Genomic DNA, 26,106 nt, shown 5'->3' with positions numbered 1-26,106 from the left:
AATTATTCAACTGTAAACTTTATTATCCCGCTGTTTTTGCTGCCCGCGAATGGTTCGGTACGTAACGAAAAAAACAGATCGAAAGTACCTTTTTGCCTGGGTGCATTTACCAGCATTTTAAATCGCGCCCTCTGCCCTGCCCCCAGCCAAATATTATTAAAGGTGCTATCGGCCTTCTGCACACTTACAGGCGTAAGGTGTGTAAAAAAGCAGGCTTCCAGTGTTACCGGGTGCTTATAAACCATGTTGGTAAAGTTAACAGCAAACGGGTATGGGTTAGTTATAGTAAGGTCAAATTCCAATTCCTGGCCGGGTTTGGCTTTAATTTCGGTCGCTGGGGTTTGTATAGCAATTTTTTGATAGGTGCGTGTATCATCAACCCAACCGCCATACCAGGTGCCTGCTTCGCATTTAATACTATCGGTTGTAGTACCGGGCACCTTATGTTTAAGCAGGTAATAAACGCGTTGGTGCTGCAGGCTATCTTCCATGGGCCAGATATCAAACATGGTACGGCCATAGTAGCGCGAATCGTACGCGAATCCCTTTAAACTATTGGTGTAAAAGCTGTATTTGGATGGATTTTGAAACCCTTCGTCCATTACCACAAAGGCATTGCCCGCCTTTTTATGCACCAGGTTAGCCCACTCGTGGAAACCAAAATAGCTTTTTAGTGCTTCCGCCTTTTTTACAATCGGTATTCCTGCTATCAATGTCAACCTTAAAACAAGTATCAGTACAAGGTTGGCAATAGCCAGCCTGCGAAACCACCCGGCATTAAAATTTTGCCGCTGAAAGCTGATGAGCGCCAGGCAGGTCAAAGGTATAAACCCAATGAGTGTATAATGGGGCTGAACGTTAACTTTTAAAGTATTCAGCAAAAAAAAGCTAAATGTGCCAATTGCATTTACCATTAAACAGCGGGTAAAAATATTGGTTATTTTGGTGGTAAACGCACGATAAAACAGGTACCAGCTTATTAAAGCTCCGCCCAATAAAAGTTGCCCCACAATAAAAGTAGTGCTTATACTTACATCGTACCCTAACGCTGCCGACCGCTCGAACAACTGGTAGTTAACCGCCGGGAAACCCCGGTGCATTTGCCATAAAATATGCGGCGTATAGGCAAGCAGCCCCGTTAATATAGCCAGGTAAAATGTTCTGCGTTTAAATAAATTCAGGTTTGATAGCAGGGTAAACCCAACAAGCAATACCCCATGATACTTGCTATAAAGCAAACACGCAACCACCAGCCCTATAATTAAAGCCGTTAGCCAGCTATCATTATCAATGTACCGCTGGTAGAAGTAGTAAAACAGCACCGCGAAAAAAAACAAGGGCGCATCGGGCGTGCTGGTAAACCCATAAACATGAAATACCAAAACACCCGATACCAGCAAAATAAACCATTTTGCGCTTACAGTATACTTTTTTACAATGAGCCAAAGCAGGTATATTGCAAGGCTATCTGTAAGTACGGTTATTAGCCGCAAGCCAAGCTCGTTATGGAAAATCGTATCCCCTATTTTGATGAACAGCGCCACCATCGGCGGATGGTAGAAATATCCCCAGTCGAGCTTTTGGGCAAACATCCAGTAATAGGCTTCGTCGGCATGCAGTTCTAAAGTGTAGGCTTGTATGGCGTTTAGTATCGTCCAGCACAATATGAAGTACCATATTGGTTTATTTGACTGGACGGGGTTGCTTACAGTTGTTGGCGGCATTGCTTTTAATGAAATGCAAAGGTAAAATAAAAGCGATATGCTATCGCGAACTTAAAACAGCTTAATTTACATTAGCATTAATATTTATCACTGTAAAAAATCAATATTTGAATTATGATAACCAATACTTTAACCACACTGCGTGTAACCCGCCAGCATTTATTGCATTTGATAGAAAACCTTACAATCGAGCAATTGAACAAAGTGCCGGCTGGTTTCAACAATAATATAATATGGAACGTGGCACACGTTATATCGGCCCAGCAAGGCGTTTGCTATACACGTGCCAATGTGCCATTTGTAGTAGACGATAAATATTACACACCATACCGCCCGGATACCAAACCAAACGGATTTATTGATAGTGCCGAAGTTGAGATAATTAAAAGCCTGCTGATATCAAGTATTGACCAGTTAGGGGCCGACTATAATAACCATTTATTTGACAATTACACCCCGTGGGCAACCCGCTACGGCGTACAGATAAATAATATTGAAGAAGCAATTAACTTTGTACCATTCCACGATGGGATGCACATTGGGTATGTAATGGCGTTGAGGAGGTTGGTATAAACTTTAAAGGGATAATATTACGGCTTGTAAATCAGGCAGCCTATTAAATCCTTTATCCATCGTAAATAAAGGCAGATCGTAATATATTGCTGTGGCTGCAATAACGGCATCGGGTAACTTTATTTTAGATTGAGATCTTAGATTTATAGTCAAATCCTTTATTGCAGGTTCAATATCTACTATATGACATTTAGATAGGAAATCTTTTAGTAGATCTTTGTCAGTTACCGAAAGTCCGGAAAAACTTAAAACCTCTATTTCCGAAATTATAGAAACAAATAAGTTGCGCCCGTTAATTAAGGTTTTAACTTCATCAACACCATTAAATAAATTTATTATTAATGAGGTATCAATAACAATACTATCTCCACTCATCCCTGCTCTTTAATTGATACTCCAGGCCGTCAACTCCAAACTTAACTTTACCAAAATATTTATTTAAGTCAATGGGGTCTTTCTTATTAGGAAGTTTATCGAGCTCTTTATCCAATTGGCTACGGGTAGTGGTTTTGTCAATTTCTATTACTTTGCCCATATACAAATATATTCAATATACATTAAACAAAAAAGCCCGGCAAAACCGGGCTTATGTATTATTTTTAGAATTAAACTTACACTCCTAACAGTAACCTCGCCGGGTCTTCCAGCAATTGTTTTACACGTACCAGGAAGCTTACCGATTCGCGGCCGTCAATAATGCGGTGATCGTATGACAGGGCCAGGTACATCATCGGGCGGATAACCACTTGCCCGTTTACGGCAACCGGGCGCTCGATAATATTGTGCATACCCAAAATAGCCGATTGCGGCGAGTTTAATATCGGGGTCGACATCATGGAACCAAACACACCACCGTTAGTGATAGTGAACGTTCCGCCTGTCATTTCTTCCAGTGTAAGTTTGCTTTCGCGGGCTTTGCCTGCAAGTACCACAATGGCCTTTTCAATTTCGGCAAGGCTCATGCTTTCCGCATTGCGGATAACCGGTACTACCAATCCTTTTGGTGCTGATACAGCGATAGAGATATCAGCAAAATTACTGTAAACTATTTCTTCGCCCTCAATACGCGCGCCAACAGCAGGCCATTCTTTCAAAGCTTCGGTAACTGCCTTTGTAAAAAACGACATAAAGCCAAGGCCAACACCGTGTTTTTCTTTAAACTTATCCTTGTATTTACCGCGCAGTTCCATTATCGGTGCCATATCTACTTCGTTAAAAGTAGTTAGCATAGCTGTTTCGCTTTTAACAGCCACCAAACGTTTGGCAACTGTTTTACGTAACGACGACATCTTTTCCCTGCGATCGCTTCTTGCGCCAGGTGCCGGTTGCGGGGTTTGAGGTGCGGCAGGTTTTTGACTTTCTACTTTTGACTTTTGACTTTCTACCTGTGCATTAAGGGCATCACCTTTGGTGATACGGCCATCAACACCGGTGCCGTTAACTGATGAAGTTTCAACACCTTTTTCAGCTAAAATTTTTGCAGCAGCAGGCGATGGTGTGCCCGATGCATAGGTTGTTCCTTTTGATGGGGCGGTTTGCGGAGATTCATTCGCTTTATCGGCCATTGCCTGACTGATGGGTGCAGCAGCCGGGGCCGTAGCGCCATTACCTTCAATAGTACATACCACCGCGCCAATGGCAAGGGTGTCACCTTCTTTAGCTATGGTTTTTAATGTTCCGGCTTTTTCGGCTGTAAGCTCAAATGTTGCTTTATCAGATTCCAGTTCGGCAATGGCTTCGTCCATTTCAACTGTCTCACCGTCTTTTTTGATCCAGCGCGATAATGTTACTTCGGTGATAGATTCACCAACCGTAGGTACTTTTATCTCTAATGACGAAGAACCGCCTTGCGCAGGTGCGGGGGCAGGCGCGTTTGCAGGCGCTGCCGGGCTATCTGCTTTAGCAGGCTCGTCTTTGGCAGCAATAGGTGCGGCAGGCGCTTTATCCGCAGAAGCTGCGCCGCCTTCCTCAACAGTTGCTACAACCGCGCCGATAGTTAATGTGTCGCCTTCGGATGCAACTGTTTTTAAAGTTCCGGCCTTTTCGGCAGTAAGCTCAAAGGTTGCTTTGTCTGATTCCAACTCGGCTATCACTTCGTCCATCTCTACATGTTCACCATCCTTTTTTTTCCAGGCTGATAATGTTACTTCGGTAATGGATTCGCCTACCGGCGGAACTTTTATTTCTAAACTCATATTTTAGTAGTTGTAGTGTTTTTATTTAGGTGCGAGATCGGGGTGTAAAGTGCGGGGTGATGAGCTATTCCACGCTCTTCGCTCCCACCACTGGTAACTTATATCAATCCGCTCCGGCATTAGCCATTTTCTCGGTTGTTTTTTTTATAGTCTCTTTAACCGCTTTACCGGCAGGCGCTTCAAACGCCTTTGATACAATATGCAATTGCTGCGCTGCGTGCTGTTTGGCAAAACCAGTAGCGGTGCTGCTTCCCTCAAGGCGCGATATTACATTCAGGTTCAAATATTTATCACTGTGGAACTTGCGGCAGATATACGGCCACGCGCCCATGTTCTCCGGCTCTTCCTGTACCCAAAAAAACTCAGTAGCCTTTTCGTATCTGGCCTTAATTTTCAGGATCTGCTGTACAGGGGTTGGATATAATTGTTCTACACGTACTATGGCAACATCCTTACGTTTATCGGCCTGCTGTTTCTCCAGCAAATCGTAATAAACCTTGCCTGTGCAAAGTAATACGCGTTTTACCTTTTTAACATCAGCATAACTGTCGTCTATCAGTTCGTGGAACTTACCGTTGGTAAAATCTTCCAGCGGCGATACGCAATTAGGGCTGCGCAACAAGCTCTTTGGTGTAAATATGATCAGCGGCTTGCGGAAACTGCGGTGCATTTGCCGTCTTAATATATGAAAGAAGTTTGCAGGCGTTGTACAGTTGGCCACCTGGATATTATCGTCAGCACAAAGCTCTAAAAATCGTTCTACACGTGCCGATGAATGCTCGGGACCCTGGCCTTCGTAACCATGAGGCAATAACATTACCAAACCATTACCACGCTGCCATTTTGTTTCGGCGCTGGCAATATATTGGTCAACTATGATCTGCGCACCATTAAAGAAATCGCCAAACTGCGCTTCCCAAATAGTTAGGGCTTTAGGATTGGCTAAGGCGTAGCCGTATTCAAAACCTAAAACACCATATTCAGATAACAGCGAATTAAATATGCTCAGTTTTGCTTTGGTGTCGATGGTTTCCAGCGGGGTGTACTCGTCTTCAGAATCGGCCAGGGTAAGTACCGCGTGGCGATGCGAGAAAGTGCCGCGTTTAACATCTTCACCGCTTAACCTTACCGGAAAACCTTCTTGCAGTAACGTACCGTAAGCCAGCAGTTCGCCCATGGCCCAGTCAAACACGCCGGTTTGGTTTACCATTGCGTTACGGTCCTGAAACAGTTTCTCTATTTTTTTAAAAAATTGTTTATTTTTTGGCAGTACGGTTAGTTTATTACCTATTTCGGTAATAACCTCATTTGTAACCGAAGTATCTACCGTGCTGATCAGCTCGCTGTGATTTGCCAGGTGCAGGCCACTCCATGCGCCTTCAAACATTGGTATAGTATCGGTAAACCTGTCGGCAGCCTTTGCTTCGTCCAGCATTTGCTGAAGTTCCGCGCGAAAATCTTTTTCTAACTGTTTGGCGTATTTCTCGTCGATGCTGCCCTCGGCAATTAATTTTTTGTTGTAGATCTGCAGTGGGTTAGGGTGCGCCTCGATAGCTTTGTACAACACCGGCTGGGTAAATTTTGGCTCATCGGCCTCGTTGTGCCCGTAGCGGCGGTAGCACAGTATATCTATAAATACATCCTCGTTAAACACCTGGCGATATTCCATAGCCAGGTTAACCACATAAACCAGTGCCTCAACATCGTCGCCATTTACGTGGAACACCGGCGAGAGCACTGTTTTGGCAACATCAGTACAATAGGTGCTTGAGCGGGCGTCTTTATAATTGGTGGTAAAGCCTATCTGGTTATTAATAACCAGGTGGATGGTGCCACCGGTGCGGTAACCGTCAAGCTTTTCCATCTGCAAAACCTCGTAAACAATTCCTTGTCCGGCTACAGATGCATCACCGTGTATTAATATCGGGGCTATCTTTGAATGATCGCCGTTATGTTTAAAATCGATTTTTGACCGGGTGATACCTTCTACAACGGGGTCAACCGCTTCTAAGTGCGATGGGTTTGGGCAAAGGCTTAAATGTACTTTTTTACCCTGTGATGTTTCCACATCGGTTGAAAAGCCCAGGTGATATTTTACGTCGCCGCCAAACGGAGAGCCTGAATCAAAGTTTTTACCTTCAAACTCCGAGAACACCTCTTTATAGGTTTTCTCCATAATGTTGGTAAGCACATTCAAACGGCCACGGTGCGCCATACCGATGATAAACTCCTCGATGCCCAGGTCCGATCCTTTTTTAATAACCGAATTAAGGGCGGGAATCAAAGCTTCCGCGCCTTCTAACGAGAAACGTTTCTGCCCCAGGAACTTTGTACCCAAAAAGTTTTCAAAAACAACGGCTTCGTTCAACTTGGCCAGCATCAGTTTTTTTTCATCAAGCGTAAAGCTTGGCGTATTGCGTTGCTTCTCCATCCTGTCCTCAAACCATTTGAGCTTGATAGGGTTGCGGATGTAGGTATATTCAGCACCGATTGACTGGCAGTAAGTTTGTTCCAGTAACTGGCGGATGTCGCGCAGTTTTGCGGGGCCAATGCCAACTTCAACACCGGCATTAAACACAGTATCCATATCGGCTTCGCTCAAGCCGAAGGTTTCCAGCTCTTTTCCAGGGAAATATTTACGACGCTCGCGTACGGGATTTGTCTTAGTGAATAAATGGCCACGGTTACGGTATCCGTTTATCATGTTCATCACATTGATCTCTTTGATAAAATGATCCGGTGTGGCAGCATTTTCTGCTGCCGGGGCTGCCTGGCTGTCTTTACCAAAATCAAAGCCTTCAAAAAACTTTTGCCAGCCAAAATCTATCGATTCGGGGTCTTGTTTGTAAGCTTCGTATAGTGTGTTAATGTAGGCTGCGTTTCCGCTATTAATGTAATTGAGGCGATCCATGAGAAACCAATGTTATAAACGGTACAAAATTAAGCATTATAGAACTAAATGCTGAAATTATATGCCATTACTTTTAATCCATTTTTCAATTTATTACATTTAAACATTAATGCAATTGACATGCATAAACCTGTATTAACCATACACGATCAGGAAACGGCCCATAAAACGGTAAGCTGCGTATCGTGCGGCAACGCTGTTAGCGGTACTTATTGTAATGTTTGCGGCGAAAAAGTGATAGCCGACCGTGATTTTGTACTGAAGCATTATATCGAAGAATCATTTGAAGGGCTTACCCATTTCGATACTAAATTTTTCAGGTCGGTAAAGGTTTTGGCGACAAAACCAGGTTTGCTAACTGTTAATTTTTCATCGGGCAAACGCGTAAACTTTGTAAAGCCTTTTCAACTGTTCCTGATATGCAACCTGCTTTTCTTTTTGCTGGCGGGCAAGCTCAATATCTTTTCGCAACCGTTATGGGCTTTTTATCATTATAGGCCTTATATTTCTTTTGGCACTAAACAAGCTGTTTTAGAGAAGGCATCAAACGATAAACAATTTGAAAAATTAGCCATTGCCTTCAACGAGCATATTGGTACCGAATCGAAGCTGTTCATCGTACTGTTTATACCTGTAATGGCCGCCGCCTTTGCCCTGCTTTTCATCCGCAGCAAAAAATACTTTTCCGAGCATTTGGTATTCGCAACGCATTATTTTTCGTTTATACTTATTTACTTTACGTTGTTTACGCTGTTGATAAGCACGCCATTTTATGCCCTTAATAAAAGCAATTTTTCAAGCTCATATGATGCAATAAGTTCGCTGATCAACCTGTCTGTTTTTGCTGTTTACCTTGGCATAGCTGCCCGGAGATTTTATAACACAGGCAAGTTTTATACTGTAGTGGCGGCAATCCTGACCATATTATTTTTCTCAGCATCGTTATACGGCTACCGTTTAATGCTTTTCTACAAAACCATATACGGCATACATCTTTCCTGATAAACCTTAATGCAATAATTTGTGGAGGAAACCACGGAGATAGGCCACACCTTCAAACAACACAGCCAGCAAGCCTATAATGATGGTAAATTGTTCAAACGGGTTCATGATAAAATATATACGCAAATATATTGTTTTTATTGCGTTTACAAACCATTACCAGGGCTAACTAATGCTTTCGGCAGCAGGTAGCCAGGTGGTTATAAAATCACTTTTACTATCCAGTTGGTCGGTAGGTTTTGCGGCGTTAAAAAAGCGGTTGCTTTTGGTATCGTTACCTACACCGGCTATAAATGCCCAGTTGCCCCAGTTACTTGCGGGCGAGTAATCGATGAGCTTTTCTTCAAAATAAAGCGCCCCTTTTGTCCAATCTACCTGCAGGTTTTTAGTTAAGTAGGTTGCCACCGCCTGCCTGCTGTAATTGGTAATAAAGCCTGTTGCATTAAGTTGGTGCATGGCGGCATCAATAAAAGGCACACCGGTTTGGCCGGTTTTCCATTGCTCAAAAAGTTCGTCCTGGTTAGCTGCCACATCAGGTACATCGCCAAACCCTTCTGACCGGAAGAATTTTTGACCGTGCTTTTTAAACATAAACCTGAAATAATCGCGCCATAGCAGTTCCAGCATTATGGGGTCGGTATTTGGCAAATGGTTATCGCGGTGATAGTTCACCACTTCCCAGTAAACCTGCCGCGGCGATATACAGCCAACCGCCAGCCATGGGCCTAAGCCAGATGAATTACACAACGCGCTGCGTACATTTTTACCCTGGCTGCTTTGTATGCAGTTTTCCAGGTATTTGTGTAATTGTTTTAAGGCAGCGGTTTCGCCGCCTGTAACTTTTTCGCCCGCACGCGTATCGTCAACAGGGTTGGGTATACCCAACTCTTCCAATGTGGGCAATTCGCCCGCGTCGGTAATTTCGGGGGTCAATATAAGTTCGGGGCTAACCACGCTTGGCCTTACCGTGCTATCGCGCTCTACTTTCTTTTTAAAGGTGACAAAACTATCAGGGATATCTTTTATCGGGAAGGGCAGGTCTTCCTTATGATACATGGTGTGCCCGATAAAATGCTTAAGGTTAAGCTGCATTTTCCATAAAGCAGCCTCAACCCTTTCAGAAACATCTGTTTCATCGGGTGCAACTTCACGGTGGTGGTAAACCTCGCTTATATGATATTCTTCGGCAAGTTGGGTAAGCACTTCGGCAGGGTCGCCTGTGCGCACAATGAGTTCGGCATTATACTTTTTTAAATTTTCGCGCAGATCAGCAACTGCCTCTAACAGGAAACGGGCGCGGAAACTTCCGGTTTTTAAAGCCCCGCTGGCATTGGTGCGGAAGTAAAAAGGATCGAATATATATACGGGTAATACTTTATCAGCCCTGCGCACCGCTTCAGATAATATTTCGTTATCGTGTATGCGCAGATCATTCCTAAACCAGACCAGTATAACCTTTTCACTCATATGAACAACTAATCTAAACTTATTTAGATTAATTACAAAAATGGCAATTATTTATTAACCCTGAAACGTCGGGTTTAATATTTGACATCTTCTCAACATAACACGTTTTTTCCCTGAAAATAACGCCCATACAAATTCGTTTAATTAACATAAGCATGATATTTGCTTCTCCTATTTAACGTAACTTTAAATGTTAAAACCCAACACTATGGCAACTACCGAAAGCATCCAAAAAGCGTATATAGACTATGTACTTACCGAAGGCCAGCAGCCAAAATCGGTTTACGTGTTTGCTAAAAAAAATAAAATGCCCGAGGACGAGTTTTACCGTTTTTTTGGGTCGTTTGATGCGGTTGAGCAAAGCGTTTGGGCCGACCTGACGCTTAAAACGCTGAGCGAAATACGCGGACAGGAAATTTGGGCGCAATACTCATCGCGCGAAAAAGCATTGTCATTCTTCTACAGTTTTTTCGAATTATTGAAAAGCCACCGCAGCTTTGCTGTTTACAGCATAAAAAAAAACCGCAGCCTGGGTACACCAAAAGTATTGGAGCCAACCAAAGAGATCTTTGAGAACTTCGCAGAAGGGATATTGAATGAAGGCATAGAAACACAGGAGCTTAGCGACCGCAAGTTTTTTAGCAAACGTTACAAAGATGCCCTCTGGGTACACTTTGGCTTTGTGCTGAATTTTTGGATAAATGACGATTCGGCCGGGTTTGAGAAAACCGACGAGGCCATTGAAAAAGGTGTAAACGTAACGTTCGACCTGTTTCAGCGTTCGCCAATTGATAACCTGTTTGAGTATGGCAAGTTTTTGGCTAAGAATGGCGGACTGAAGGAAAAGATGGGATTTGGAAGTTTTTAAGCACGCAACCTTCGCCGCCATATTTGATATGGACGGCACCCTGATAGACAATACACCGTTCCATTACAAAGCTTGGCAACAGCTTTTTAAAAAACGAGGATTGCCCGAGTTAAGCCACGAAACTTACCTGGGCGAAATAAGCGGTGTACCTATTCAAAATACCATCAGAAGCTTTTTTGGGGAGGATGTGGATGACGCCGAGTTGAAAACATTGGTAAAAGAAAAGCAGCAGCTATACGAGGTTGCCTTTCAACCCAACCTACGGCCGATAAATGGTTTAGAAAATTTCCTGGCGGAGTTGAAGGATGCAGACGTTAAAATAGCGCTGGCCACATCCTCAGATATGGATGATGTTGATTTTATTTTCAACACCATACCTATCCGCCAATATTTTGATGCCATAGTTACCGGCAGCATGGTTAGCCAGCCTAAGCCATCGCCGCAAATATTTTTAAAAGCCGCAGAGCATTTATATACTAAGCCCGAAAATTGCGTGGTATTTGAAGATTCGACATCCGGACTTAAGGCAGGCAATAACGCGAGCATGAAGGTTGTAGGCATAACCACAGCGCACCCTGCCGAAGTTGTAAGCAAACTGGCCAATATTGCTATTAACGACTATGCAGACATCAGTCTGCATAAACTGGCCGCATTATTTGATAAAGATTAACATGAGTGATAATACTGCTAAAGAGCAAAACAGCATCCCCACAAGCAAAGTTGAACGTAGCGCCAAATTTGTAAAAACAGGCTTTAAAATTGGCGGCAATTACATAAAGCACTACTCCAAAAAACTGTTTAACCCGGAGATGGACCGCTCTGAACTGAATGAAGATAACGCTACAGATATTTATCAGTCCTTAAGCGAGCTAAAAGGCAGCGCGCTTAAAGTAGCTCAAATGCTAAGCATGGATAAAAACCTGCTGCCGCAGGCTTATGTAGATAAGTTTACGCAATCGCAATACAACGCGCCGCCACTTTCGGGGCCGCTTATTGTGCAAACCTTTAAAAAATACTTCGGCAAAAACCCCGACCAGATCTACGATAAATTCAACATCCGCTCAACCAACGCGGCATCAATAGGCCAGGTACACCAGGCCGAGCTTAATGGTAAAAAACTGGCGGTTAAGATCCAGTATCCCGGCGTTGGCGATTCCATATCATCTGATCTGAAACTGGTAAAACCATTTGCTTTCCGGATGCTTGGCATGAGCGAAAAAGAACTGGACATATACATGCGCGAGGTGGAAGAGCGCCTTTTAGAAGAAACCGATTATGAGCTGGAGGTACGCCGCTCGATAGAGTTTTCTATCGCCTGCAAAAACCTGGATAACGTGGTGTTTCCCGGCTATTACCCCGACCTGTCCAGCAAGCGCATTATTACGATGGATTGGCTGGATGGGCAGCACCTGCGCGAGTTTTTGGCTACTAACCCTTCGCAGCATTTGCGCGACCAGATTGGCCAGGCGCTTTGGGATTTTTACAATTACCAGCAGCACGAACTGCGCGCGGTACACGCCGACCCCCACCCCGGTAATTTTATGATAACGCCCGAAGGCAAGTTGGGAGTTATTGATTTTGGGTGTATTAAGGTAATGCCCGATGATTTTTATTATCCTTTCTTCTCGCTTACCTCAACAAATTTATTTGACGATAAACAGGAAACCATAAAAGCCTTCCGTAAGCTGGAAATGATATTGCCTAATGATACCCCGGCGCAAATTGAGTTTTATCACACCATGTTTAAGCAGATGATAAGCTTGTTTGCCAAACCCTACATCACCAATACTTTTGATTTTGGCGAAAAAGCCTTTTTTGACGATCTGTTTGGTTTTGGCGAAAAAGTTTCAAAAATGCCCGAGTTTAAACAGGCTCGTGGAGTAAAACACTTTATTTATGTAAACCGTACAAATTTTGGCTTGTACAATATTTTACATGAACTAAAAGCAAGGGTTAAAACAGATACCTACAAACCGCACGTTGAAACCGTAACAGGGTAGTAAAAACCCCGTTTATATAAGTTTAATGATCAGCGCCAGCGAAAGGCATATGGTAAACAACCAGGTAACTGTAGCTTTGTTATACCAGGCGTCTATTTCGGCAACCCGGCCGGTGCCAATGTATGATGTAGAACGACGTCGGCAGTATAAGGCAAAAGCAATTAACATTGCAAAAAAAACGCATAATAAACCTATAACCAATTGCTGAAAGCTGTTTGTAAGCATAATACTACTTAGTAGGAGATTATTAGATAACGGATCTAATCAGGCAAAAACTTTACCAAATGATATCCGGCATCATCAATCAACCTGTATTACACGTTTTTACGGTTATAACCGGTTAATGGTTGCTTATTTTACAATAAGTACCGTGGAAAAATTGAACATTATGGGGAAATATAGTAACCCTTAATTCAAATTATAAACGGTATTAACATTGCAAATACAAGTACAAATGTGGCTATCCAACTCAGCGTGGCTCTCATGGCCCAGCTTTCTATATCGGTTAACCTCCCTGTGCCTACAAACGAATTGGCCCGGTTACGGCAATACAAACCGTAAACTGCTAAAGAACCGGTTATGGCGATACAAGAAAAAATTAAAATTAGTTGAAAACTCTGTGTAAACATGGTATTATTTATTACTACACCTTTAACATTTTCAAATTGAAAAGGTTTATGCGCTTTGTTGCTTTTTAAGCAAGTTGACTGAACAACAACAAAAATGTTACAAAATACTGTGGGCCAATAACTTTGACGGGTATCATGGCTGTTCAAAAACTGTATATAGCAGGCACTAAAACACCCTGCCCCTTTCTGTTGTTGCACCTATCATGAAGGTGTTACTGGCAGGCGCCAACGGATATATTGGGACCCGGCTAATCCCGGTGTTACTACAGAAAGGGCATACTGTAGTGTGCCTTGTGCGCGATAAGCGCCGCTTTCACGAGCAAAGCGATTACAGCGACCGCGTTACCCTGCTTACCGGCGACCTGCTAAAGGAGCAAAGTATCGAAACTATCCCTGCCGATATAGATGCCGCGTATTACCTTGTACACTCTATGACGCAGGCCGATGATTTTGCCGCTCTTGAAGCCTTATCGGCACATAATTTTGTATCGGCGCTTGATAAAACGAATTGCAAACAGCTGATATATTTAAGCGGTATTACTAACGATACCGGCCTGTCAAACCACCTGCTGTCGCGCAGGCATGTAGAGGATGTGCTGCGGGAAAGCAAGACCGCGCTAACTGTACTAAGGGCGGCTATCATTATTGGCTCGGGCAGTTCGTCGTTCGAGATCATCCGCGACCTTACCGAAAAACTCCCCATCATGACCGTGCCGCGATGGGTAAACACCAAATGCCAGCCTATTGCCATCCGCGATGTGCTTGGATACCTGGAAGGCGTACTGTTAAACGAGCTATCTTTCCATAAAACATTTGATATAGGCGGGCCCGATGTACTTACCTTTAAGCAAATGATGCTTAGTTATGCAAAGGTGCGCAACCTTAAAAGGTATATTATAACCATTCCGTTCCTGTCGCCGCGCATTTCGTCGTACTGGCTTTACTTTGTTACATCTACAAGCTACTCGCTGGCCCAAAGCCTGGTGGATAGTATGAAAAACGAAACCATTATGAAAAACCACGATATTGATACCGTGGTTAAACGTACATGCTTAACGTATGAAGACGCCCTTAAACTGGCCTTTACCAAAATAGAACAAAACTCCATAGTTAGCAGTTGGAAGGATGCGCTGAACAATGGCTACCTTACCGCCGGCTTTATGGACCAGATAAAAGTACCGCAAAACGGCACGCTGGAGTACAAGGTTAAACAACCTTTTAAACGCGAGAGCGCCGAGGTGCTCAGCAATATTATGGCCATTGGCGGCAGCCGTGGCTGGTATTACTGGGACTGGATCTGGAACATCCGCGGTTTTTTGGATAAACTGTTTGGCGGGGTAGGCTCGCGCCGTGGGCGCACCAGCAACATAAGCGTTTCGCCGGGTGATGTTATTGATTTTTGGCGGGTTTTACTTGCTGATAAAATAAATAACCGGCTTTTACTCTACGCCGAAATGAAACTTCCCGGCGAAGCATGGCTGGAGTTTAAAATTATTGAACGCCACGGTAAAACTTTTTTAAGCCAGGTTGCTACCTTTAGGCCAAGGGGCCTATGGGGTAGGCTGTACTGGTATTTAATGTGGCCATTTCACCTTTTTATATTTAAGGGCATGGCCAAACGGATAACTGATTTTAAAGAGGGGTAATAGTTCATAGTTCATGGTAAACGCTCATCAATAAATTTATCAAGTATAATCTCGTACATGAACTATTATCCATTGACTATAGCTCTGACTATGAACCATGATCTATCAACTATGAACTAAAAAACTAATGAACAAAAATATTCTCATCACCGGCGGCTCGGGTTTATTAGGCAGGCATTTAACCGTTGCCTTGATGGGTTTGGGGCATACGGTAAGCCACTTAAGCCGCAGTCCGGGCAAAAACCCGCGGGTAAAAACTTTTTTGTGGGATGTAGAGAAAGGACAGATAGATGAGCATTGCATTGATGGTGTTGATACTATCATTCACCTGGCAGGCGCGGGTATTGCCGATAAACGCTGGACCGGGGAGCGTAAAAAAGAGATAATAGAAAGCCGCACCAGATCTATCGGCCTTGTTTATGGGCTGATGAAAAACAAGGCACATAAGATAAACACCGTAATATCGGCGTCGGGCATTAATTATTATGGCAGCCGGGGCGATGAATTACTTACCGAGGATAGCCCGCCTGCGCATGATTTCATAGGTACCTGCTGCATAGAATGGGAAAAAGCGGTTGATGAAGGTAAACAGTTTGACTTGCGGATCTTAAAATTCCGCACGGGGGTTGTGTTGACTACCGAAGGTGGTGCGTTACCTCAGCTGGCTATGCCCATAAAACTGGCTGTGGGGTCTCCGCTGGGCACAGGCAAACAATGGGTGCCGTGGATCCACCACCAGGATACTATTGACATGTACCTTTATGGCCTGGATAATGCTCAGCTAACCGGTGTTTATAATATGGTTGCGCCAATACCGGTAACCAATACGCAGATGACAGTAGCTGTGGCCCGGCAATTACACAGGCTGCTTTGGGCGCCAAACGTGCCGGCGTTTGTTATTAAGCTGCTTTTTGGGCAAATGGGCAGCCTTGTTTTGGGCAGCACAAAAGCATCGGCACAAAAAATTGAGGATGCGGGCTTTAAATTTAAATACCCTGATATTGCCACGGCACTAAAAGAAATATATGGATAAGCATACCCTGGTAAATATTTTTTGGTTTCGCCGCGATCTGCGCGTGGAGGATAACGCGGGCCTGTACCACGCCTTAAAAAGCGGCAACCCGGTAATGCCCATTTTTATTTTTGATAAAGAGATACTGGATAAGCTTGAAGATAAAGATGATGCCCGCGTAACGTTTATTTACAAAGCTATTGAAGAGTTGAATAAGCAATGCCATAAACACCACAGCAGCTTACTGGTGTTTTATGATAAGCCCGAACACGCCTGGAAAAAGCTTATCAAAGAATACAACATCAAAGCGGTTTATACTAATCATGATTATGAACCGGCCTACGCCAAAAATCGCGACAGCGATATAAAAGAGTTGTTAGCTAACCACGATATTGAATTTAACACTTACAAAGACCAGGTTATATTTGAAAAAGACGAGGTGACCAAAGATGACGGCAAGCCTTACACCGTATTTACCCCCTATAAAAACAAGTGGTATCAAAAGCTGAAACCATTTTACCTGAAGGCCTACCCTGTCGAAAAATACCTGGGCAACCTGCTCAAATTTAAAGCACCTGCAATGCCCGCTTTAAAAAAAATGGGCTTTGCAGAAAGCGGCATGGATTTCCCCGGGAAAGATTATAAAGAAGTTATAACCGATTATGCCGAAAAGCGCGATTTCCCGGCCATAAGGGGTACATCGCATATTGGGTTGCATTTGCGTTTTGGTACGGTAAGTATTCGCCAGTGCGCCCGGGATGCACATGCATCGCACGAAAAAACCTGGCTGAACGAATTGATATGGCGCGAGTTTTATATGATGATACTCTATCATTTCCCGCAAACGATGGACCACGCGTTCAGGCCGGAGTATGACCGGATTCACTGGCTGAACAATGAGGAACAATTTGAGGCCTGGTGCAAAGGCGAAACCGGTTTCCCCTTAGTAGATGCCGGCATGCGCGAATTGAACGCTACCGGGTTTATGCATAACCGTGTACGCATGGTTACCGCCAGTTTTTTAAGTAAGGACCTGCTGATTGACTGGCGCTGGGGCGAGCGTTATTTTGCCCGGAAATTATTGGATTATGAAATGGCCAGTAACGTGGGCGGCTGGCAATGGGCAGCCGGCAGCGGCACTGATGCCGCACCTTACTTCAGGATATTTAACCCCGATAGCCAGCTTAAAAAGTTTGACCCGAAATTAGAGTACATAAAAAAATGGGTGCCGGAATATGCCGACTTTAGCAAATATCCAAAACCCATTGTAGACCATGCTTTTGCGCGCGAAAGATGTTTAAAAGCTTTTAAAGCGGCTTTAAGCAAATAATTAAGGCTGCTTAACTTCGGTTATCTGAAACTCGAACCTAAGTACAGAGTTTGCCGGAATAGAGTTTTGGATATTGGTACCATACCCTAAGGATGACGGTACTATAACCGAAATAGATGTTCCTGTTTTAGCATATTTTGTAAGCGCGTTTTGAATTCCTGATATCAGCGAATACGGGTTCAAAGTGGTTGCCGTGGTTTTAGCCGATTCATCAAATGCAAAACCATTTAACAGGGAACCCGAATATGTGGTGGTAATAGTGGCATAATCCGTTATTTCGCCGCTTTGCCCGGTACCGGGTGTTATTATTTTATAATAATAGCCCAATACATCCTTGGTATAACCTGTTAAATTGTTTGCAGTAAGGTAATTATTAATAACCTTATCGTCATAAACGTCCTGGTCGCCAATGATGTGCACATAATAATCGAGGCTTTGGTTACCGGCTATGCGGGTATTAACGTTGGTTATACTGCCCGAACCAAAACCATTTACACCATATGCCAAACGCGATGGTATCAACAGGCGCATGCTGCTGCCTTTATATTGAAGGATGTTGTGAATAGCCAGTTGTAAACCTTTAGGCAGGTTACCGTTAACCAAATGGCCTAAATAATCGTTATAGTGGTTTGCTATGGTATCTGATGAAATGTATTTACCGTCAAAAGATCTTAAGGTGTAAACCATAGATACTTTATCAGCATATTTAAGGGTATCGCCGGTACCCTGGGTTATAATTTTATAATACATGCCGGTGGTGCCTGTACCATCTTTAGTAGTATCCGCGCTAAAGTCTGATAAGCCATTGGCACTTATATAAGCTTGTATTTGCTGCTGGTCGTACTCCCTGATATCCGGTTGGTTATCGTTATTTTTTTTACAGGCGGTTAAACCTGCGGCTGCAATTAATAAAAAAGTAAAAATCTTTTGTTTCATCTAAATCAGTTCGTTACATCTAAAAGTTCAATCTCAAAATCTACCACCGAATTTTTTGGTAAATTAATTTGGGGCTGGTCATACGGACCATAAGCATATTTCGATGCTGATATTATCCGTATTTTACCACCTTTTTTTATTTGCGGGATACCCAGTTTCCAAGCCCTTAACACTTCGCCCAAAGTAAACGAGGGGTGAAAATTATTACTTTCGGCAAATACCTCCCCTGTTGTAAGTACTTTGCTGGTATAATCAATTGTTATCCGTGTGGAGTTTGTGAACAATTCATTCCCGCTTCCCGGCGCCAGTTCTACATAGTAAACACCTGTTGCTATACCTGCGCTGTCAACCCGCTTAATTACCGCGCCTAAGCCTGGTGTAGCAGCAATATAGTCCTGTATTATTTTGTCATCCTTCTCTGCCTGTACCCGCTCTTCGGCAATAGGGTCATAACCCTTTTTGCAGGCAGACAAACAAACCACACACAAAAATAATATCAACAGTATCCTGTTCATCCAATTTTCAAAAGGCAAATTTATTGTTTTATATGGCAAAATCAGCAGCTTAACACTTTTTAACACTTAGCATAACGTTAAAAAGTATGTTTTATGGCTTATAGTTGAGGGTTAGCTGATTTATTTTTTTAAGCATCTCGGTTAAATACTGTTTATCAGCATCACTTATATGCGCATTAAGGTAGTTATTAAACTGTTTTACAACGTTTTTTGCCAATTGCCGCTTCTCTTTACCCAGCTCGGTCAGGTAAATTTTTACCGATCGTTTATCCCCTTTGTTGGATTCGCGGTAAATAAGCCCTGTTTGCTCCAATTGGTTTAGCATACGCGATAAACTGGTTGATTTAAGGCCCAGTAACGCAGCAGCCTGCGATACTGTAGTTCCTTCTTCATCTATATTTATCAATAAATAACCAATAGACTGCGTAATCCCAAATTCGGTAACCAACTGGTTATAACGGTTCGCTACAGTTTGCCAAACTATCTTTAAAAAATAATCAATTGTTTCCTGGTGTTTTACACTGCTTCGCATAACTCACAAACATAACATTTTTTTTAGTTCATGGTTCATAGATAATGGTTCATAGTAACCGCCATGAACCATCAACTATTCCCTATGAATTAATATCCTAACTTTGTATCATCCCCTCTGGGGTCGGCACCGCCCTCGTAGCCTGTACTTGTTTTTAATATCCCATCTACCCGGCCAATGGCGCCTCTTTTGGTTAGCTTGTAACCTTTTTTTACCAGCTTATCCTTTGTTGCATCGTTTAAAGCCCCTGCCTCGCTCTGGATATCATCGGGCAGCCATTGATGATGGAAACGTTTGGCGCTAACAGCCTGCTGCATATCCATATCAAATTCGATAACATTAAGCACCGCTTGAAATACCGAGGTTATGATAGTTGACCCGCCGGGGGTACCCACAACCATATATAAGCGATTGTTTTTTTCGACGATGGTAGGCGTCATGCACGATAACATGCGCTTGCCGGGCTGTATACTATTAGCCTTGCCCCCTACCAGCCCATACATATTGGGTACACCGGGCTTCGAGCTAAAGTCGTCCATCTCATTGTTCAGCAAAAAGCCGGCCCCTGCTACAAATATTTTAGAACCGAATGTGTCATTTAGCGTAGTGGTGATAGCTACCGCGTTTCCATCCTTATCTACAATAGAATAGTGCGTGGTTTGGTCGCTTTCGTAACCTATAAAGGTGCCGGGCTGTATGCTGGCGCTGGGGGTAGCGGCATCCCAGTTAAAACTTTGCATCCGGCTTTTTATATACTTTGGCCTAAGCAGGCTATCAACAGGTACCTTATAATAATCTGGGTCGCCCAGGTATTTAGATCGGTCCGCGTATACCCGGCGCTCGGCCTCTACCATTAATTGTACGGTGCTATCGCTGTTAAAACCATAACGGTGCAAAGGGTACGGCTCTACCGATTTAAGCAATTGCAGCAACGCTATGCCCCCGCTTGATGGCGGCGGCATGGTAATAACTTTATAGTTTTTATAAGTACCGATAACCGGTTTGCGCCATACAGCATGGTAGTTTTGCAGATCGGCCCTGGTGAACAAGCCATTGCCCCGTTTCATTTCTGCTATCATCAAACCGGCTACTTTACCTTCGTAAAAGCCGGCGCGGCCTTTATCGCGTATCAGCGCCAGCGTTTCGCCCAGGTCGTGCTGTATCAGGGTATCACCCTCCTGCCAGGGTCTGTCTCCAATTAAATATTTTTTTCCGGGGTTCAGGCTTTTAAAAACCGAATCGCTACGGTTGATATCAGCCGCCAGGCGCTTGGTCATTTTAAACCCCTTTAATGCAAGATTGATGGCAGGCTGTACCAGTGTGGCCCATTTAAGCCTGCCATATTTTTTATGTGCCTGTACCATACCGTCTACAGAACCCGGTACACCCGATGCCTGGTGAGTATAAAGGCTCATATCAGGGATAACATTGCCAGCCGCATCCAGGTACATATCCGCGCTTGCTTTTGCGGGGGCTTTCTCCCTAAAATCCAACGTAGTTGAAACCCCCTTTGCAGACCGATAAACCATAAAGCCGCCGCCCCCAATGTTACCTGCCTGCGGGTGCGTAACCGCCAATGCAAACTGCACGGCAACGGCAGCATCTACAGCGTTGCCCCCTTTTTTAAGCACATCCAGCCCGGCTTTTGCAGCATCGGGGTAGGCGCAAACTACCATGCCATTTTTATACTTGTCATTTGCTGCAGTTTGCTGTTGGGCATACCCGGCAATACTTACGGCAATAAATAATATCGTAGCTATGTAAGCTGTTATTGGCTTAAAATTCATCATAACAGGTAAATATCCCGGCAATTTAAGGTATTTCGGTTTACAAATACAATGTGGATATGTTGATTATTTTCCGGTTGAAAATCAGTTCCATAATATATTATTGCAGTATCATATTTATAAAATCAGCATAAAACGCTATTTATGCCGTTAATTACATAACTATTAAATCATTTATCCGAAGTATGCGGCCATTTACGAACGGGCCGCAACAAACAAAAAATTAAACTATGAAAAAATTTACCTTCGTCGCAGTATTATTAACATCCTTTTTGCTGCTTGCTAACCGGTCACACGCGCAGGATTACAAAACCGCCGTTGGCATAAAATTTGGCGGTTACGAAAATGGCCCATCTATTAAATATTTCATGAACAGCAATACTGCCCTTGAGGGGATCTTAGGTATACGTAACCACGGCCTTGTGGTAACCGGCTTATACGAAATTCATCAGCCCGCTTTTAATACGCCAAAATTGAAATTTTATTACGGCTTTGGCGCCCACGTTGGCGCTGTGGGCAGCGGCATTTACAAACGCTTTGGTGATGATAACTATTATAGCGACAGCCGCGTATTGCTTGGTGCCGATGCCGTTTTGGGGCTTGAATACAAACTGCCCGATGCGCCTATTGCTTTTAGCCTTGACCTAAACCCACGTGTTGAACTGGCCACCGGCCCATTCTTTGACCTGGCGCCCGGCTTAGGTTTAAAATATACTTTTTAAAAAAAACATCCATTGTAAATAAGAAAGGCGGTGCATGTGCGCCGCCTTTCTTGTTTTATTTAGTGATGATTATCTTCCTGGAGTACAGCTTATCGCCAAGATTTATTTTTAGGATGTATGTGCCCGGTAAACGGTTAACCGTATTTACCACGGTACTAAAATTGCCGGCAGCCACCTTTTGTGATATTTGGTATACTATCTGGCCGCTGCTATTAACCAGCGACAGCTGTAGGTTACCCGCGGCTTTAGCTTCAAAAAGTACATTAAAATAGGTATTGGCCGGCACCGGGAATATGGTTAAACCAATATCTGTTGTTTTATCGGGGTTTTTGGCGATAAGCGCATAGGCAAACACATCTGATAAAGCCGTGCAACCATTATCTAATGTAACCTGCACCTGGTAATTACCGCTCACCAGCGGGGTGTAAGTAGCTTCAACAGCACCATCTATCACTACGCCATTAAGCAGCCACTGATTACCTGTTGCAATGCTGGAATTGAGCACATCGCCATTTTGGGTGATAACCGGTTTGGTAACGGTTACCGGAACCCTTTGCGCCGATGCGCAACCGGGGCTGCGTACCTGCATATCGTACAGGTAATAATAAAAGTTTTTATAGTACGTGGTGTCGGTTTCGCTTTGATCAGATATGGCATCGTTGCCGGTAATACTAAAAATATTGCCAATAGTGAACGGGTACCCCGTTACCCCGCCATTGTTACGATAAATGGTGGCGCCATTTTCGTAAGTTGGAGTTATTACGTAGTTACCCGCTGCAGGCAATAGCAAGTTTAGGGTATATACTTTACCCTGGTCGGTTGGGTCATTGGGCTGGTCGCCGGGCTGTGCTGTGGCGCTGGTTGCCCTAACATTTAATGTTACCGACGATACCACCTCGCCATTATCGTTAGTGGCTGTAAATGTGATTTTGCCGGGGTTGCCAATGTATAACCGTGCGCTTTCTATTGTAACCGGTATTTTGGTATTTATTTTTACCCCGGGGGTAAACTCGTTATACCCACCGGCGGCAAACACATTTTTATTAGCCGGGCCAACTTTACCGCTAAAATCATTTAACCCCGCGTAAAAAGTATTGTTAATTGGTTCTGTAATGACCGTAGCGGGCGAACCATACCCTACCGGGATAGCGTCTGTGGCAGATCTATACCAAAGCAATTCCCCATCGCCCGAACCGGATAGCTGGTAGGCATTTGTATTGGTACAAAAGTAAGCCAGCAGCCCGCTAATTTCCGGCGGGAAACCGATCGCGATAGTGCCCGTTGCCTTATTGTTTGAAACGATAGGGTCGCCTGCCAGGTTAGTTTCGGCCGTAATGCTGTATGTTGCGCCTGCAACAGCATTAAATTTGCTGCTAAAGGTAAAATCTGTTTCCTCTTCGGGACTTAATGACCCTGTATAGGTTTCATTTAAGGTGGTTACCGTATTATTTGGTGAGGTAACCGTTACTGTAACCGGTATATTACTTATACCTGTACTACCAAAGTTTTTTAATCTAACGGTTACTGCAACAGCCGTTGCGCAGGTAACACCCGCATCCGAATTTACAACAGCTATGACTCCGGCATCAACAGCAGGTTTTATAAACTGGATCCGGTAATCCTGCGTTTCGCCTTTATTATAAGTACCGCATGCCGCTATGGAGGCAGGCGTAGTGGTTTCGTTCAATACTATCCGTAGCAGGCTGATATTGCCCGGGGCAACGGTTGCAGGAACGGCAATATTGCCTGTAACTGTGCTTGTGCCTGCTATCACACCGGTAGTTTCTACAAGTTCATCAGTATCGAAATCGCCGTTGCCATTCCAGTCGATAAATATTTTAGCGGCTTTATTAAAATTTGCGCCGCAGGTACCCAAAGCCAGGCTGAACGGATACGTTTTTCCTGCCTCCAGTTGGATAGATAGATTGGTATTATCAGTATAGCCTGTACAGCCCGCCGGGGCGGTGTAATTTATATTTGACACCGAGAACTTAGTGATCTTTGAATCGGCAGTAGATGTTGGTGCCGATGCGCAATATGGGTTTCCCCCAGCCCCTGTCACAATTACCGAATACGGCTGGCTGCCCGAACGAAGCGTACCTTTGTGCGAAACGGTAACCGTATACTTTTTACCGGGCACCGCATTGGCAATATAAACCTGTTCAATATTATCCCTGATGTTATCGCCGGTTGTGGCATTTGCCGATGGATTATCAGGAGTTAGCACCCAGGGGCTAAAGGTCACGGCTCCATCGCCCAGGCGCAGGTCAAGATCGTTTACCAGTTTTGGGGTTCGGTCGTTTATGGTTGTGCCCTGGGTTGGTGTACCTTCCGGATCCGTCCAGGATATGGTGACTGATAGCGGGCCAACACCCGAAGCTACTACCTCAAAGGTTTTCGTTTGCCCCTGTGTTAGCGTAGCTTCGTTAATAATACTTTTTACACCGTTATCGGTAATGGCCTGCGCGGCTTTGCGCATATCTAAAAGGCCCCAGCCGTATATATAATCAGGCCCTATGTTACCCGCATCAAACGCGGTATGGCATGCCAGGCCTTTTAATGTGGCCGACCGCATAAAGTTGCCGCCGTTTTTTTGAGCGTAATATTCCTGTAACAGGTATAACGACCCGGTAACATTTGGCGCCGCCATTGAGGTACCCGACAAGGTAAGGTATGAACTGGTACCCTGTATCCCCGTTGACGTAACATTTTCGCCATCGCCAACTATATCGGGTTTAATGCGGCCGTCATCTGTTGGCCCCCAGCTGCTGAAGAAAGAGATGGCTACATCTGCCCGGTTAACCGGCCCGTTGGGCACCGGCCCTACCGAACCAACGGTGAGTATGTTTTTTGCGTTACCCGTGGTAGTAATAATATCGTAGCCATTATTGCTGCTGATATTTGCCGGGCGAGGGCCTTTATTTACAAATGTTGGATTGGTGCGGCTGGCATAACCATAGTAAGTTGAACCTACCGCGGGCCCGTTACTTGACCGGCTGTTACCCGCCGACTCTACAATCAAATAATACGGTGCATTATAGGCTATCTTATCCCACGATTGTACGCGCGAATCGTAAAAACCAAAGTTGTAGTCTTCGTTATCTCCCGGCAATCCATACCACTCCCAACGGCCATCGCTGCTGTTATAATCCCAGCCTCCAACATCCCCGTAGGAGTGGTTTGATAAAAGCAGACCGGATGCGGATGCGCTCATTTCGGTTACATCGTCATCAAAATCCCAGGCCTGTAAAGTATTTGCGCCATATGCCATACCCTTTACAGGTGCATAAACCCCTTTGGCTATCATGGTACCGGCAACATGGGTAGAGTGGCCCAGCACATCAGCGTTATCTTTGGCGGTGATGGTTTTACCGGCAAATTCGCGGTGGGCCTTGTATACCTGCCCGCCATCCCAAATACCCAGTTTATTGTTTAAAAACGCGCTGCTGCCGTTTAAATTAAGGCCTAACGCCCCGCCTGGTTGTACTGTATTTGTACCCGTAGTTGCCGCGGCTATGGTGTTATTATGTGTGATCAGGAACACGGGGAAACCCAGGTTGTTCACCCCCTGCAAAGCTACCAGGTTACCTGCTTTGGTAACCCTGCGTATAGCCCATCCCTTTGACGGCGCCAGCTGCACTGCTTTTTGATGACCCGTTGTAAAATCCTGGGCCGAGCGTAAGGAAAGTGAATCTAATTTTTTTTGTTTTGCTGCATTAATAGGAATTTGCTTTTGGGCAAACACCTGCATGGTACAGGCAGTTAATAAAAGATAAATAAACAGGAGCGGATACCTTTTGCCCATACATTAAAAATAGTGCACGCTAAAAATATATAATTTAGATAATATTATGGCATACCCTACATACAAAAATACTTGGCTTAAAATTTGAGCTATAATTAAAGATTATAGTATAACATATACCGCCTGGTATTACCTAAGTCTATAATTTCTACTCAGTTAAAAATATCAACTTGCAGATTAATGTAAAAATTACACACTGTGTATATTTTTCCCCATTATGAGGAATTATTGCCCAGATAATTTTTTCGTGACTGATTTTTAAACCGCTCATCTGCAAATCCATATAGTTTTTTTTACCGTAAATACCCTTAAAAGTTACAATATTCCTTTTTATAGCCTTATGGAGTACCATTTGCACCATTTTTGCTTTACGCGCACATTGATTGATAGAATACATTTTAATCCCCTAATGCGTTGAAAAAAATTTTATTGCTAAATATACTGCCGGTACT

Annotated in this window: 21 protein-coding genes; 9 read left to right on the top strand and 12 right to left on the bottom strand. The window is 43.9% G+C overall.

Translation table 11 applies throughout. The features are described 5' to 3' along the window. Positions 1–2: 2 nt before the first annotated feature. Positions 3–1,724, bottom strand: a complete 1,722-nt coding sequence (locus tag EWM62_RS08955; protein ID WP_129876312.1) for an ArnT family glycosyltransferase — start codon at positions 1,722–1,724, stop codon at positions 3–5. A 114-nt stretch (positions 1,725–1,838) separates the two neighbouring features. Between EWM62_RS08955 and EWM62_RS08950 the strand changes: the two genes are divergently transcribed. Beyond that, positions 1,839–2,297 carry a DinB family protein gene (locus tag EWM62_RS08950; protein ID WP_129876311.1) on the top strand — a complete coding sequence of 153 codons (459 nt, stop codon included), beginning with the start codon at positions 1,839–1,841 and terminating at the stop codon, positions 2,295–2,297. Positions 2,298–2,300: 3 nt separating this feature from the next. On the opposite strand, the gene EWM62_RS08945 is transcribed toward EWM62_RS08950, so the two are convergent. From EWM62_RS08945 to EWM62_RS08935, 4 genes are all read right to left on the bottom strand, one after another. Continuing rightward, the gene (locus EWM62_RS08945) at positions 2,301–2,672 is read right to left on the bottom strand and encodes a type II toxin-antitoxin system VapC family toxin (protein ID WP_129876310.1); all 372 of its coding nucleotides are present in this window, start codon (positions 2,670–2,672) and stop codon (positions 2,301–2,303) included. Further along, on the bottom strand, positions 2,659–2,832 hold the full coding sequence (locus tag EWM62_RS19305) for a hypothetical protein (protein ID WP_162499814.1): 174 nt from the start codon (positions 2,830–2,832) through the stop codon (positions 2,659–2,661). The genes EWM62_RS08945 and EWM62_RS19305 overlap by 14 nt, the downstream gene beginning before the upstream one ends. Before the next feature lie 76 nt (positions 2,833–2,908). Further along, positions 2,909–4,492, bottom strand: a complete 1,584-nt coding sequence (odhB, locus tag EWM62_RS08940) for a 2-oxoglutarate dehydrogenase complex dihydrolipoyllysine-residue succinyltransferase (protein WP_129876309.1) — start codon at positions 4,490–4,492, stop codon at positions 2,909–2,911. 103 nt (positions 4,493–4,595) lie between these two features. Beyond that, positions 4,596–7,403, bottom strand: a complete 2,808-nt coding sequence (locus EWM62_RS08935) for a 2-oxoglutarate dehydrogenase E1 component (RefSeq protein WP_129876308.1) — start codon at positions 7,401–7,403, stop codon at positions 4,596–4,598. A gap of 120 nt (positions 7,404–7,523) precedes the next feature. On the opposite strand from EWM62_RS08935, the gene EWM62_RS08930 reads away from it, so the two are divergent. Further along, complete coding sequence (locus EWM62_RS08930; protein ID WP_162499813.1) at positions 7,524–8,405, top strand: DUF3667 domain-containing protein; 882 nt, start codon at positions 7,524–7,526, stop codon at positions 8,403–8,405. 165 nt (positions 8,406–8,570) lie between these two features. On the opposite strand, the gene EWM62_RS08925 is transcribed toward EWM62_RS08930, so the two are convergent. Beyond that, a complete protein-coding gene (locus EWM62_RS08925; RefSeq protein WP_129876306.1) occupies positions 8,571–9,872 on the bottom strand; it encodes a DASH family cryptochrome in 1,302 nt (433 codons plus the stop codon). Positions 9,873–10,080: 208 nt separating this feature from the next. Here EWM62_RS08925 and EWM62_RS08920 point away from each other — a divergent pair, with 208 nt between their 5' ends. From EWM62_RS08920 to EWM62_RS08910, 3 genes are read left to right on the top strand one after another with little or no spacing between them, the layout of a single operon-like run. Next, on the top strand, positions 10,081–10,740 hold the full coding sequence (locus EWM62_RS08920; RefSeq protein ID WP_129876305.1) for a TetR family transcriptional regulator C-terminal domain-containing protein: 660 nt from the start codon (positions 10,081–10,083) through the stop codon (positions 10,738–10,740). Continuing rightward, positions 10,727–11,410, top strand: coding sequence for an HAD family hydrolase (locus tag EWM62_RS08915; RefSeq protein WP_129876304.1), 684 nt, complete (start codon positions 10,727–10,729; stop codon positions 11,408–11,410). Before EWM62_RS08920 ends, EWM62_RS08915 begins: the two co-directional genes overlap by 14 nt. A gap of 1 nt (position 11,411) precedes the next feature. Continuing rightward, a complete protein-coding gene (locus EWM62_RS08910) occupies positions 11,412–12,740 on the top strand; it encodes an ABC1 kinase family protein (protein WP_129876303.1) in 1,329 nt (442 codons plus the stop codon). Between the two features lie 12 nt (positions 12,741–12,752). Here the strand turns inward: EWM62_RS08910 and EWM62_RS19300 are convergent, their stop codons facing one another. Beyond that, positions 12,753–12,908 (bottom strand): hypothetical protein, encoded by a 156-nt coding sequence (locus EWM62_RS19300; RefSeq protein WP_162499812.1) that lies wholly within the window; start codon positions 12,906–12,908, stop codon positions 12,753–12,755. Positions 12,909–13,572: 664 nt separating this feature from the next. Here EWM62_RS19300 and EWM62_RS08905 point away from each other — a divergent pair. The 3 genes from EWM62_RS08905 (at position 13,573) to EWM62_RS08895 (ending at position 17,357) form a co-directional block, all read left to right on the top strand. Then, the gene (locus EWM62_RS08905; RefSeq protein ID WP_129876302.1) at positions 13,573–15,015 is read left to right on the top strand and encodes an SDR family oxidoreductase; all 1,443 of its coding nucleotides are present in this window, start codon (positions 13,573–13,575) and stop codon (positions 15,013–15,015) included. Between the two features lie 127 nt (positions 15,016–15,142). After that, positions 15,143–16,048, top strand: a complete 906-nt coding sequence (locus tag EWM62_RS08900) for a TIGR01777 family oxidoreductase (protein WP_129876301.1) — start codon at positions 15,143–15,145, stop codon at positions 16,046–16,048. After that, positions 16,041–17,357: a cryptochrome/photolyase family protein gene (locus EWM62_RS08895; RefSeq protein WP_129876300.1), complete on the top strand. Its 1,317-nt coding sequence runs from the start codon at positions 16,041–16,043 to the stop codon at positions 17,355–17,357. The genes EWM62_RS08900 and EWM62_RS08895 overlap by 8 nt, the downstream gene beginning before the upstream one ends. Here EWM62_RS08895 and EWM62_RS08890 read toward each other — a convergent pair whose 3' ends face one another. The 4 genes from EWM62_RS08890 to ggt all read right to left on the bottom strand — a co-directional run bounded on the left by EWM62_RS08890 (position 17,358) and on the right by ggt (position 21,130). Further along, entirely contained in the window at positions 17,358–18,293 is a 936-nt protein-coding gene (locus EWM62_RS08890) for an FKBP-type peptidyl-prolyl cis-trans isomerase (protein ID WP_129876299.1), read from the bottom strand. Positions 18,294–18,298: 5 nt separating this feature from the next. Beyond that, entirely contained in the window at positions 18,299–18,808 is a 510-nt protein-coding gene (locus EWM62_RS08885) for an FKBP-type peptidyl-prolyl cis-trans isomerase (protein WP_129876298.1), read from the bottom strand. 91 nt (positions 18,809–18,899) lie between these two features. Next, positions 18,900–19,340 (bottom strand): MarR family winged helix-turn-helix transcriptional regulator, encoded by a 441-nt coding sequence (locus EWM62_RS08880; RefSeq protein ID WP_129876297.1) that lies wholly within the window; start codon positions 19,338–19,340, stop codon positions 18,900–18,902. A gap of 89 nt (positions 19,341–19,429) precedes the next feature. Further along, the gene (gene ggt / locus EWM62_RS08875) at positions 19,430–21,130 is read right to left on the bottom strand and encodes a gamma-glutamyltransferase (RefSeq protein WP_203235013.1); all 1,701 of its coding nucleotides are present in this window, start codon (positions 21,128–21,130) and stop codon (positions 19,430–19,432) included. A 227-nt stretch (positions 21,131–21,357) separates the two neighbouring features. Between ggt and EWM62_RS08870 the strand changes: the two genes are divergently transcribed. Then, the gene (locus EWM62_RS08870; protein WP_129876296.1) at positions 21,358–21,849 is read left to right on the top strand and encodes a hypothetical protein; all 492 of its coding nucleotides are present in this window, start codon (positions 21,358–21,360) and stop codon (positions 21,847–21,849) included. A gap of 55 nt (positions 21,850–21,904) precedes the next feature. On the opposite strand, the gene EWM62_RS08865 is transcribed toward EWM62_RS08870, so the two are convergent. After that, positions 21,905–25,654, bottom strand: coding sequence for a S8 family serine peptidase (locus tag EWM62_RS08865; RefSeq protein ID WP_129876295.1), 3,750 nt, complete (start codon positions 25,652–25,654; stop codon positions 21,905–21,907). Positions 25,655–26,106: the final 452 nt, after the last annotated feature.

Source organism: Mucilaginibacter terrigena, assembly GCF_004168255.1.
In the GTDB taxonomy this organism is placed as follows: Bacteria; Bacteroidota; Bacteroidia; order Sphingobacteriales; family Sphingobacteriaceae; genus Mucilaginibacter; species Mucilaginibacter terrigena.
This window is presented reverse-complemented; position numbering and strand designations above follow the sequence as displayed.